The organism is Bradyrhizobium sp. USDA 3256 (assembly GCF_054058275.1).
The window spans coordinates 6,183,138-6,195,329 of the sequence record NZ_JBSSAE010000002.1 but is presented as its reverse complement, the minus strand read 5'-3'; the positions used below and the strand labels follow the sequence as shown (position 1 = coordinate 6,195,329).

The 12,192-nt window shown below is 64.8% G+C and carries 8 protein-coding genes; 4 read left to right on the top strand and 4 right to left on the bottom strand.

Annotated features, from left to right (window positions below; all coding sequences use genetic code 11):
• Window positions 1-754: 754 nt before the first annotated feature.
• Window positions 755-2,320 (bottom strand): winged helix-turn-helix domain-containing tetratricopeptide repeat protein, encoded by a 1,566-nt coding sequence (locus tag ACVWY5_RS31165; RefSeq protein WP_028333385.1) that lies wholly within the window; start codon window positions 2,318-2,320, stop codon window positions 755-757.
• 237 nt (window positions 2,321-2,557) lie between these two features.
• Between ACVWY5_RS31165 and ACVWY5_RS31160 the strand changes: the two genes are divergently transcribed.
• A complete protein-coding gene (locus tag ACVWY5_RS31160) occupies window positions 2,558-4,150 on the top strand; it encodes a gamma-glutamyltransferase family protein (protein WP_028333384.1) in 1,593 nt (530 codons plus the stop codon).
• A gap of 55 nt (window positions 4,151-4,205) precedes the next feature.
• Here ACVWY5_RS31160 and ACVWY5_RS31155 read toward each other — a convergent pair whose 3' ends face one another.
• From ACVWY5_RS31155 to ACVWY5_RS31145, 3 genes are all read right to left on the bottom strand, one after another.
• Window positions 4,206-4,868 (bottom strand): TetR family transcriptional regulator, encoded by a 663-nt coding sequence (locus ACVWY5_RS31155; RefSeq protein ID WP_028333383.1) that lies wholly within the window; start codon window positions 4,866-4,868, stop codon window positions 4,206-4,208.
• Between the two features lie 240 nt (window positions 4,869-5,108).
• Complete coding sequence (locus ACVWY5_RS31150; RefSeq protein ID WP_028333382.1) at window positions 5,109-6,320, bottom strand: amidohydrolase family protein; 1,212 nt, start codon at window positions 6,318-6,320, stop codon at window positions 5,109-5,111.
• 55 nt (window positions 6,321-6,375) lie between these two features.
• Window positions 6,376-7,374: a polysaccharide deacetylase family protein gene (locus ACVWY5_RS31145; protein WP_410712150.1), complete on the bottom strand. Its 999-nt coding sequence runs from the start codon at window positions 7,372-7,374 to the stop codon at window positions 6,376-6,378.
• Window positions 7,375-7,606: 232 nt separating this feature from the next.
• Here ACVWY5_RS31145 and ACVWY5_RS31140 point away from each other — a divergent pair, with 232 nt between their 5' ends.
• Genes ACVWY5_RS31140 through ACVWY5_RS31130 form a run of 3 tightly spaced genes read left to right on the top strand, consistent with a single transcriptional unit; the run spans window position 7,607 to window position 12,175 of the window.
• On the top strand, window positions 7,607-8,731 hold the full coding sequence (locus ACVWY5_RS31140) for an ABC transporter substrate-binding protein (protein ID WP_028333380.1): 1,125 nt from the start codon (window positions 7,607-7,609) through the stop codon (window positions 8,729-8,731).
• 40 nt (window positions 8,732-8,771) lie between these two features.
• Window positions 8,772-9,647, top strand: a complete 876-nt coding sequence (locus tag ACVWY5_RS31135; protein ID WP_028333379.1) for a branched-chain amino acid ABC transporter permease — start codon at window positions 8,772-8,774, stop codon at window positions 9,645-9,647.
• The gene (locus ACVWY5_RS31130; protein ID WP_028333378.1) at window positions 9,644-12,175 is read left to right on the top strand and encodes a branched-chain amino acid ABC transporter ATP-binding protein/permease; all 2,532 of its coding nucleotides are present in this window, start codon (window positions 9,644-9,646) and stop codon (window positions 12,173-12,175) included. The genes ACVWY5_RS31135 and ACVWY5_RS31130 overlap by 4 nt, the downstream gene beginning before the upstream one ends.
• Window positions 12,176-12,192 lie beyond the last annotated feature (17 nt).

Below are 12,192 nucleotides of genomic sequence, written 5' to 3'. Positions count from 1 at the left end.
GGCTGACCCACCAGGATCACTGATCCCAAGCAGGCAGCTCAGCGATTCGCTTCATGGCGCAAGCGCGGGAAGCATCAAAGTGATTAAACCGCCAAGTAGCATCGATTCCTTCGGGTACGATAACGCAGACCAACCCATAGTCGTTAAGCTAAAGCCCGATGTGTACGTATTCGGGTATGAGTTTTGCCACGTTCTGCAAACGCTGATCAAACACGGCTGCGTGCCCGCCGAGTTCATCTATGAGGACGGAGGGGCGCTCATCCTTATTTTTGATCCCAATGAGAAGAAAGCGGAACTATGGTCAGGATGGTGGAGGTGCGACAAACCCGACATTTACTCCATCATTGAACCAGAGCATCGCGGGCTCGTGGATCAAATATTCGAAACCGCAGACGCCTTCATGGAGTTTTCCCATGCTCGATCTCCTCAGATTGAGCTGATCCCAGGCCAGATCCAAAAGATTCAAAGATCAGAGGCTGCTGTTTTCCGCGGGCACGCTCCCCTTCGTCCTCGACCTCTATAACGAGCTGCTTCCGCACCGCGCGCATTGGAAGCGTTTTTCTGAGTGTCGGGGAATGGCGGCGGCGCTCCCCGGCTACCACGGGCTACGAATTTCGCCACGCCAAGCGTCGATCCTCCACCATTGCACAATCCGGACAGCAGCGGCGGCTCAGAAATTTGAGGTCGAAGCAAGTCGAGGCGGAGCACCGTTGTCGGTCAATTTCGAACAGCCTGTTGCGACCCTCGTTACGGCTCAGCCGGATAGGCCGGCCTTGCGCAAGCCGTCGAGGAAGTGCTCGCGTTCGGCTGAAATTCTGTACCTTTCGGCCCGCGCTCGAACGAGATCGAGGGTGTTCGCTGGCGGCGTTGCGCCGTTCGCGCTCATTTCACGACAACGTTCCGTGACGAACGCTTCGGCTTCGGATCGCGCTTCGTTGTGCCGCTCCATCTGCGCATAACAGGCGGCAAGCAGACTGTGCGACCAACGGTCGGGGGATCGCGCCTCCATCAGCGTCTTGACTGCTTCATCGTATTGGCGCCCCGAATAGAGCGCGAGCGCGTGGTACCAGTGGTACAGATTGGGCGGGAAGGGATTCAGTCGTTTGGCCGCACCGATCCAGGTGAGGGCCTCTCGCCACCGTCCCCAGTAGACCAGAATGTTCGCGAAAACGGCGGCGACGTCGGCGTCGTTTGGATTGAGCGCGAGCGCCCGGCTGAAATGGATTTCGGCCTTGGCGTCCTCGCGACGCAGGAACAGCAATTGCGCGAAGACACCATGGGCCCAGGCGTCGCCGCCGTCGATGTCGAGCGCGGTCTCGATCTCGCTCAGCGCGTCGTCGAGCTTCGCCGTACCGGGCGATTCGAGAAACGCGTCGCAGACGATCGTCCAGGCAATGTTGACGTGAGCGCGGGCATATTGCGGATCGAGCGCGACGGCGTCCCGGAAAAACTGCCTGGCTTCCGCCATGCCCTTCACAGTCAATTGACGCCACCGCTCGTTGCCCAGCAGAACCAGGTCATAGGCGGTAATGCTCGGGGTCGGCTTGCGTCTGGCGATCTCGCGGCCGGCGTCCTCGAGCCGGCCCGGAAGGGCTGCGACGATAGCGCGGACGATCTCGTCCTGCAGGGCAAAGACGTCCTCGAGTTCGCGGTCGTAGCGCTCGGTCCAGAGATTGTAACCGCTGGCGCCATCGAGAAGCTGGACGATCACCCGCATCCGGCTGCCGATCCTGCGTACGCTTCCTTCGGCCACGTACCTGACGCCGAGCTCGCGGCCGACCTGCTTGATCTCAGGCGTCTTGCCCTTGTAAGCGAAGCTGGAGTGGCGGGCGACAACGAACAGCGAGCGGAAGCGCGACAGTTCGGCGATGATGTCTGCCGTGATTCCATCGGAAAAATATTCCTGCGCGGGATCGCCGCTGAGATTCGAGAACGGCAGCACCGCAAGTGACGGCCCATCCGGCACCGTCGCTGCCGGCGAGGCGGGCAGGCCGGCGCCGGATTCGGCGGCGACCAGTGGCCCGACATAGCGGTAGCCGCGGCGCGGCAGGGTCTCGATCCAGGTCGCGCCGCCCTCGACGTCGGCAAATACCCGCCGCAGAGCGGCGATCTGCACCGTCAGGTTGCTCTCCTCGATCGCAAGCCCCGGCCACGCTGCCTGCATCAATGCGTCCTTGGAAACCGGCGTTCCGGCCTGCTCGACAAGCAGCCGAAGCAGCGTCACCGCGCGCCGCCCGAGCGCGACCGGTTCGGACGCTCGAAACAACATCACGGCTTCCGCGTCGAGGCGGTAGGGGCCGAATTCGTGGATCGTCGCCATGGTTCAGGAGACTACATTTTTTGCTTCTTTTTCGGAACAGATTCAGGACCTCCGGGAATCCGGCGACCCGCCCCGCTGCCGCTGCCGCGCAGCTTTGCGCGGCCGATTTCCGCTTTCGCCACGATCACCTCGCGCGGCACCTCCGCCAGCCGTTCGCGCCGCCGCGGCCAGGCGACGGCCGCTTGACAATGTAAGTAAGAATATTATTACAAGCTGCTGCTTTCGGAGAACGCGTTCATGCTGCAGACCAAGCGAAGCTATAGCGGAATGGTGACCGCGCCGCATCATCTTGCGGCGCAGGCCGGGCTCGCCGTCCTCTCCGAAGGTGGCAATGCGGTCGAGGCGATGATTGCGTCCGCCGCCACGATCGCGGTGGTCTATCCCCACATGAACGGCCTCGGCGGCGACAGCTTCTGGCTGGTCGGCCGGGCGGGCTCCGCACCGGTCGGAATCCAGGCGTGCGGACGGTCGGCGAAGGCCGCCAGCCGCGCCTGGTATCGCGAGCATGGCTGCAGCACCATCCCAAGCCGCGGACCGCTCGCGGCACTCACCGCCGCGGGGACCGTCGATGGCTGGCAGAAGGCCTATGAGCTCAGCCGCGATCGCCATGGGGGGCGCATGCCGCTGTCGCGGTTGCTCGAACCTGCGATCGGCTACGCCGCCGATGGCGTCGCCGTGACCCAGACCCTGCACGACAACACCTCGAAGAAGCGCGCTGAACTGCAGGATGTGCCGGGCTTTGCCGATGTCTATCTGCCGCAGGGCGTTCCGCTTGCAGTCGGCGCACGGTTGCGGCAGCCGCGCGTCGCGGCCACGTTGCGGCAGCTGGCGCAAGCCGGCCTTTCCGATTTCTATCGCGGCGACCTGGCGCGTTCGATGGCCGCTGATCTCGAACGGCTCGGCAGCCCGCTCCGCCTATCCGATCTGGAGCAGCATCGAGCCGCACTGGTGACACCGCTGTCGGTCGATGTGGCCGGGCACAAGGTGTTCAACATGCCGCCGCCGACGCAGGGCCTGGCCTCGCTGTTGATTCTTGCGCTCTATGCCCGGCGCATGGCGAAGGGGGCGGACGGGGTCGATCATCTGCATCGGCTGGTCGAGAGCACGAAGGCGTCGTTCCGCATCCGCAATCGCTACGTGACCGATCCCGACTACATGGCGCGGTCGGCGGCCGAGTTTCTCACCGACGAGTCCATTTCGGCGCTCGAAAAGACCGTTGCCGTTGATCATGCAGCGCGCTGGCCTGACCCGACGGCCCAGGGCGATACGGTCTGGCTTGCTGCGACCGACCGGAACGGCCTCAGCGTCAGCTTCATTCAGAGCATCTATTGGGAGTTTGGCTCGGGCGTCATCCTGCCCCAAAGCGGGGTCACCTGGCAGAACCGTGGGACAAGCTTCGGTCTCGCCGAGACCGATATCAACCGCCTGGAACCTGGGCGGCTGCCGTTCCACACCATTCAGCCCGCAATGGCTGAACTCAGCGACGGCCGGCTGTTGTCCTACGGCACGATGGGCGGCGAAGGGCAGCCGCAAACCCAGGCGGCGATCTTCACACGCTACGCGTTGCACGGTCAGGACCTTCAGTCGACAGTGACCGCGCCGCGCTGGCTGCTCGGTCGCACATGGGGCGAGGAGAACAACAATCTCAAGGTCGAATCGCGTTTCGATCCTGCCGTCATCGACGCGCTGCGGGCGCTCGGCCACGACATCCAGGTGGTCGGTGCGTTCGAGGAATTCATGGGCCACGCCGGCGCAATCGTCTGGCACCCGGATGGACTGCTCGAGGGCGCCAGCGATCCCCGCAGCGACGGCGTCGTCGCTGCCCGGTGAAGCCAGCACCCTGGCCGCTCATCCGCAGGCTGCTCGGAATTTTGCCGCGCGTGAGCTACCGTGCGGCGCCGGCCGGTGTTCTGGCTGCGGACGGTTTCCGTTTTCCCTCGCTTGCGGCCGTCGTCGCCGTCAACCAGGTCATGATCACGTCCAGCGCGTGATGGCGACGCTTCTCCAGCCAGTCCGGCTCTCCCAGATCCTTGTCGAACATCGCCGACAGCGTGTAGCGGTTGGAGACATGAAAATAGCTCATGGCCGTGATCGTGACGTAGAGCTGAACCGGATCGACGTCGCTGCGGAACAGCCCGACCGCAAGGCCCCGGCGAAGGATATTTTCGATGCTCGCGACCAAGGGCAGTGTGAGGTCGGCGATCTTGCGCGATTTGCGCAGGTTGCGGCCGCGCTGCAGGTTCTCATTGTTGATCAGGGCAATATAGTTCTGGTGCGCCCCGAAAAACGTGAACGTGAAGTTGATCAGCTCGCGCATGGCCGCGACCGGATCGAGGTCGTCGAGCTTGAGTTGCTGTTCGGCTGCGCGGATCTCGGTGTAGACGTGTTCGAGCACGGCGAGATAAAGGCCGTTCTTGTCGCCGAAATAGGCGTAGAGCAACCGCATGTTGGCTTTGGCGCGCTTCGCGATGGCTTCAACCCGAGCTCCGCCAATGCCGTTGCGGCAGAATTCGAACGTCGCCGCGTGCAGGATCGCTTCCTTCGTCAACGCGGAATCGCGTGCCCGTCTGCCGCGTGTGGCGCTGCGGGCCGGGTTGGTCGATGCTGTCGTTTCAGTCACGGGACAAGCTTTTCTCAGGTTGTACGAGCCCAGCGCGGACAATATGTCCCCGCCCATCATGTTCAACGGGATGCGGGGCCCTGCCGTGCAGGCTCGCGGGATTGAGATCGCTATTGCGGTGGCTCGTCAAGGGGTAACCTTCCGGATGTTTCGGTCTCCACATCCAGATCAACGCGCCGCCGTCACGACCGTGCCGCCATGCGCGACGAGGCGCCCATTCTTGTAGACATCGCGCGGCCTGGGCCGGGCCACCACGGCCTCTTGCACGTGCTGGGCGTCGATCACGACGAAGTCCGCCGCCGCGCCCTCGGCCACCCCATAGTCCGGGAGGCCGAGTGCCTGCGCGGCGTTGGTGGTCACCATGTTGAACGCCGCCGCCAGGTCGGCATCGGTGCTGAAGCCGGAGCGGTAGCCGACGATCATGGCGCGCTCCAGGAGGTCGCCGTCGCCGTAGGGCCACCAGGAATCGCGGATGTTGTCATTGCCGGCGAATACATTGACGCCGGCATCGCGCAGCAGCAACACCGGCGGAAACGCATGCGCTCCGGGCGCGTTGGTCAAAATGGCGACTCCAGCCTCGGCGAGCAGCTGCGCGGTGCGCTGAACCACGTCTCGCGGCACCTCGCCGAGAGCATAGGCATGGCTGATCGTGACCTTGCCGCCGAGCCCGAGGGCCTTCGTCCGGCGTGCAATGTTCTCGATCTCGAAGATACCGAGCAAGCCGCCGTCATGCAGGTGAATGTCAATGCCGACCCCACGCCGGTCGGCAACGCCGAAGATGACGTCGAGATGCCCGTCGATGTCGGCATCGTAACCCGCCGGATCGAGGCCGCCGACTAGGTCCGCGCCGGCGCAAACCGCCTCGTCGAGCAGTCCGGCCACGCCCGGCGATGTCACGATGCCGCTTTGCGGAAAGGCGACGATCTGGACCGACACCCTGTCGCGGTGCGCGTCGCGCGCGGCCATGACCTGCTCGAGATTGCGCAACCCGACCTGAAGGTCGATATCGACGTGGCTGCGCATCCGGGTCGTGCCGTGCGCGACGCAGAGGTCGATCAGCGCCGCCGCCCGGACCGCGATCGGCCTGGCGCCGGCAAGCGCCTCCTTTTCGAACTTGACGCGCTCGCGCACGCTGAAACCGGCGGTGCAGGGGCGGTGGGACCTCCAATCGTCGCCGACGAAGCCCTTGTCGAGGTGGATATGACCATCGACCAGCCCCGGCAGCACCAGGCGTCCGGCTAGATCAAGGGTTTCGCCGGCCGCGACCGGCGATTGCGAGTGCGACGCGATCGAGGTGATGCGGCCGTCGCGCACGGCGATATCGACGGTGCGTCCATCGCCCAATCGGGCGTTTCGAAACAGCGTGTCGGCAGTGCTCACTGGTCGTCTCCGGTTCGTTGCAACGGCGAGGCGATCGGGGCCCGATTTGTTTCCATCATGTTGGGACGATGCCATCGGGCAGCGCGCGCGAGAACGCGGCTATTCCTCCAGCGGTGGTGATCCAGATCTCGTCACGACGCGCCAGGATCGTTTGCAGGGCGCGGCGCAGCGGACGCAGGCGGTGCGGCTGCCCGACCAGATAGGGGTGCAGTGCAATTCCCATGACGAGCGATTGCCCTTTCGACTGTGCCAGCATCTCCTCGAACGTGTCGGTGATCATGGCGGCGAACTGCTCGCCGGAGTCCTTGCGACCGACGATTGAGGGGATATCGTTCAACTCCTGCGGATAGGGCACTGAAAGGATGCGGCCGCCGTTCCGCGTCGAGAACCACACCGGCTGATCGTCCATGCACCAGTCGAGCAGGTACTCGTAGCCTGCTTCGGCCAGTAGATCGGGCGTGACCTGTGATTGCGAAATCCAGGGCCCCAGCCAGCCGCGCGGCGGCCGCCCTTCGGCTCGTGCGATGACATCGGTCGCTTCCGCGATCAATTGACGCTCCTCGTCAGGCGCAAGCACACCCTGGCGCTCGGAATTGGTGCGGCCGTGACCGACGATTTCGTCGCCGCGGGCGCGAAATGCCTCCATGATTTCAGGGCAGTAGTGATAGATGCTGCTGTTTGCAAGCACCGACAGCGGTAGCTCCAGCTCGTCGAACAGCTCGATCAGGCGCCATACGCCGACGCGGTTGCCATAGTCGCGCCAGGCGTAGTTGAGGACGTCCGGATGCGGACCGCCGGGGCAGAGCTCGGCACCGAGCCCGTCGCCGAACGCGAAATGCTCGAGGTTGAGACCGACGTAGACGGCAAGCCGCCGTCCTTGCGGCCAATTGAAATCCGGGCGTTGCGCGATCGCGCTGTAGCGATAGCGTCCGTGAGCGGCGAGGGCCGGTCCGACAGAATCCGAGCGCAGCACGGCTTCCCCGCGCGACAGGCGGTCGCCATCTTCCGCGATCGAGATCAACACGTCGCGGGCCTCGACAATCCTTGGGTCCATCGGAATTTTCCCCGCGCGGTTGATCGCTCGCTTGACATCGGAATATTTTTGAAGAAAGTTTTTACTTCCGTCAAGTCCGCGCATAAGCGGCAGCGGAGGAACTGGCGGCTTCGATGCCGAGGCCGCCATCAGCGGAGGAACACCGAAGATGAACTTCAGGAGCATAGTTTCGTCCGGACCTGCGCGTCGTTGGCCGGCTTGGCACGCCGCAGCGACGATCCTGCTGGCCGCGTTGCCGTTCGCGTCCGGCGCGCGCGCGGCCGAACCGATCAAGATCGGCCTGGTGACCGCCCTGTCGGGACAGTCGGCGCGCGCCGGCGAGGCGCTCACCCGCGGAGCGACGATCGCCATCGAGGAAATCAATGCGAAGGGCGGCGTGCTCGGACGTCCGCTCGAGCTCGTCCGCCGCGACGATGAGAGCAATCCGGCCAAAGGGTTGATCGCCGCGCGCGAGCTGATTCAGCGCGAAAAGGTCGCCGTCCTGGTCGGCGGCCTCGACACGCCGGTCGAGCTTGCCATCGTGCCGTTCGTCAACAACGTCAAGGTGCCGTTCGTCGTGCCGTGGGCCGCCGGAACCAACATCACGCGGAACGGCGCCCCGTCCAACTACGTGTTCCGCGTGTCGGCCATGGACGATGAGGTCGACAAGGCGATCGTCCAGTTCTCGCGCAAGACCTACAATGCGAAGAAGCCCGGGCTCATCCTGGTCAACAATCCCTGGGGCGAGTCGAACGAGCATGGGCTGAAGGCGGCATTGAAGGCCGCAGGAATCGAGCCTGCCGGCGTCGAGAAGTTTGAAGGCAACGACGTCGACGTCGTTTCCCAGCTGTCGCGCTTGAAGCAGGCAGGCGCCGACACGCTCTACCTGGTCGGCAACGTCGGACCGTCCTCCCAGGTGGTGAAATCGCTCGACCGCATGGGCTGGGCGCCGCCGATCGTCTCGCATTGGGGACCGGCCGGCGGCCGTTTCACCGAGCTCGCCGGGCCGAGCGCGGAGAACGTGATCTTCGTCCAGACCTACAGCTTCTTCGGGAACCTGTCGCCCGTCGGCAAGCGAGTGATGTCGGCGCTGCAGGCGAAGTATTCGGATATCAAGGGGCCTGCGGACGTGACGCCGGCGGTTGGCGTCGCCAACGCCTACGACTCCATCCTGGTCATTGCGCGAGCAATCGAAAAGGCGGGCGGCACCGAACCGACCGCCGTCCGTGACGGTTTCTACGCCATCGACCGCGTGGACGGCTTGATCAAGACCTATGAGAAGCCGTTCGCGCAGGACAAGCACGATGCGCTAACGGCGGGCGACTACATCTGGGCGCGGTTCGAGGACAATCACATCATGCCGTTCGCGCGGAACTGACCGCGCGCGATCGTCCGTCAAACAAGCAGGGTGGTCATCGATGTCATTTCTTCCCGCGGTGATAACAGGACTGGCGCTCGGGAGCATGTATGGGCTGCTTGCGCTTGGCTTCCACGTCACCTACGCCGTCTCCGGCACGGTCAATTTCTCCCAGGGCAGCTCGATGACCCTGGGAGCCGTTGCCGGCTACTTCTTCCTCGTGCTGTGGGGATGGCCGGCCGCGGCCGGCATTCCCGCCGTTCTGCTCGTCTGCGCGGTCTACGGCCTGCTGATTGAGCGCCTTGCCGTTCGGCCGTTCGTGCAGCGCGGCTCCGACAACTGGCTGATGGCGACCGTTGCGGTCGGCATCATCGTCGACAACGTGATGATGTTCGTCTTCGGCAAGGAGCCGCGCAGCTTTCCGTCGGTCTTGGCGGCCAAGCCGATCCAGATCGTCGAGGGCGCCGGGGTCTATCCGTTGCAGCTCCTGATTCCCGTGGTCGGATTGCTGCTGGCGCTGGCACTTCATCTGCTCAGTCGCCGGACGCGTCACGGTGTCGCCATGCTCGCGGTGGTCCAGAACCCGAACGCCGCGCGGCTGATGGGCATCAACGTCAGCGGCGCCATCGCGGCAAGCTACGCGGTCTCGGCGATGCTAGCCGGCGTTGCTGCGCTGCTGATCGCGCCCCTGTTCAACGTGTCCTCCGAAATGGGCACGCTGTTCGGCATCAAGGCCTTCGCGGCGGCGATCATCGGCGGCCTCGGCAGCGCCTGGGGCGTGATGCTGGCCGGGCTCTGTCTCGGCCTGATCGAGGTGTTCGCGACCAACTATCTGGGATCGGTCTACACCCAGATCATCACGTTCGCCTCGGTGATCGCGATACTTGTCGTCCTCCCCCACGGGCTGCTCGGCCGAGCCGGAGTGAAAAAGGTATGACCTCCCGCGTCTCCGTTCTCGCCGCCGTCGCGGCACTCGCGGCCGCCATCCTCTATGCCGCCGCTGCCGACAGCTACGGCGTGTTCCTGGTCGCGACCATCTCGCTGACGGCGATCGCCTGCATCGGCCTCAACGTGCTGCTCGGTCTCGCCGGGCAGATCTCGCTCGGCCACATCGGTTTCATGGCGATCGGGGCCTATACGACCGTGCTCCTGATGGAGAAGGCAGGGTGGCCCTATCTCGCGGCGACGGCTGCAGCGATTGCTCTTGTCAGCGTCGTCGGTGGTCTGCTCGCGATGCCGGCCTTGCGCGTGCGAGGTCCATATCTCGCGATGGTGACGATCGCCTTCGGCTTCATCGTCGAGCACGGCACGATCGAGTGGCGTGACCTCACGGGCGGCGGCAACGGCCTGATCCTGACAGCACCGCCGCAGGTGTTCGGCTTTCCGCTGTCGGAGCGGCATTTGGCGATCGCGGGCATCGTGCTGGTGTTCGCCGGCCTCATCCTGTTCGAGCGCCTGAAGCGCAGCGGCTGGGGCTACGCCATGCGTGCCGCCCGCGACACCGAGGTTGCGACGCGCTCGATCGGCATTGATCTCGTGCGGGTCCGCACCGTGGCGTTCATCATCTCGGCGGCAGCGATGGCGCTGGCGGGGGCGCTGTTTGCACCCCTCCAGGGCTATATCAGTCCGAGTTCGTTTCCCTTTCTGCAATCGATCCTGCTACTGTTCGGCGTCATGGTCGGCGGCGCCGGCTCGGCGCTGGGGCCGGTGATCGGGGCGGCGCTGGTCGTGCTGCTGCCGGAAATGCTGTCCGATCTCGCGGAGTATCGTCTGCTTGCTTTTGGCGTGTTGCTCTTCGCCGTGCTGCGGGTCGCGCCCTCTGGCATCATGGGGTTGATCGAGCAATTCGCGGCAAGGTTCCTGCCGACGGGAAAGGCCGATACGGGTGCGGGGGACGTCGAGCCGGTCGCCGACCTCGGCATCGGGACCAGCAGCGCGTCGCGTCTTGACGTCACAAACCTCTCGATCTCGTTCGGCGGTGTCCGCGCCGTGCAGGACGTCTCGTTTACCGCCGAAACCGGCACGGTGACCAGCGTCATCGGCCCCAATGGTGCGGGGAAAACCAGCGCGCTGAATCTGCTTTGTGGCTTCTATCGTCCGAAATCCGGCACCGTGAAGCTTGGCGACCGCGACGTCACCGGCTTGCCGTCGCACCAGCTTGCACGTGTCGGAGTGGCGCGAACGTTCCAGACGACGCAGCTATTCGGTTCGCTCTCGATCATCGAGAACGTCCTTCTGGCGGCGGCGGCCGGCAAGCTCGGTAGCATCGTGTCGGCGCTGCACAATGACGCGCAGGAGCGCCTTGCGCGGTCGCTGTTGCGCTTTGCCGGTGTCGACGGCGATTTGAGCAGACGCGCGGACGCGCTGCCCCATGGCGAGAAGCGACTGGTTGAGATCGCGAGGGCGCTCGCCTTGCGTCCGAAGGTCCTGCTGCTCGACGAGCCAGCCGCCGGTCTTTCGAAGGGTGACAAGCAGCGGCTGACGGTTCTGCTCCGTCGCATCGCGGAGACCGGGATCGCGGTGATCATCGTCGAGCACGACATGCCGATGATCATGTCGCTGAGCGACCTCATCGTCGTTCTCGATGGCGGCAAGCGCATTGCGATCGGCGATGCGGCGGCGATCCGCAACGATCCACTGGTCCGCAAGGCCTATCTCGGCGACGCGCCGTCCGGTGAGCGGCGCCGCGCGCCGCGCCCTGCGAAACAAGGCACGGCACTCGAAGTCCGCACACTCGATGCCTTCTATGGCCTGTCACGGGCGCTCGGCGGGATCGACCTTGCCGTCGCGCCCGGCGAGGCTATCGCCGTACTCGGCGCCAATGGAGCGGGCAAAACCACCCTGATGCGCTCGATTGCCGGTCTCGAACCGCCGCGGTCGGTCGGCGAGATCAGGCTGTCCGGCGGCCGCGTCGACAAGATGCCGGCGCATACGCGCGCCAGGGCCGGCATCGTGCTGGTACCCGAAGGACGGCAGGTGTTTCCCGAGCTGACGGTGCGGCAGAACTTGCAGCTCGGCGCTTTCGCACGCAAGGGTCTTGATCTCGATGCGGAGATCGACGCGATGTTTGCCCGCTTTCCGCGCCTGAAGGAGCGCATCAACCATCGCGCGGGCCTTTTGTCGGGCGGCGAGCAGCAGATGCTCGCAGTCGCGCGTGGGCTCCTGACCGCGCCCAAGGTCTTCATGCTTGACGAGCCATCGCTTGGACTGGCGCCCCTCGTCGTCGACGAGCTGTTCGCCTCGTTCGAGCAGCTTCGCGTCGAGGGGATGACCTTGATCGTGGTCGACCAGATGGCCGGGCAAGCCCTTGCGCTTGCCGACAGGGCCTATCTGCTCGAGACCGGCGCCATCCTGAAGAGCGGTGCGGCCGAAATCATCGCGGAGGATCCCTCGCTTGAAGCCGCCTATCTCGGCGGAGAGGCTCACGGCAGTAGCGTGCCGCGAACCGCCGTGCTCGCGTCCTGACGCCATGGTTGCGCAAC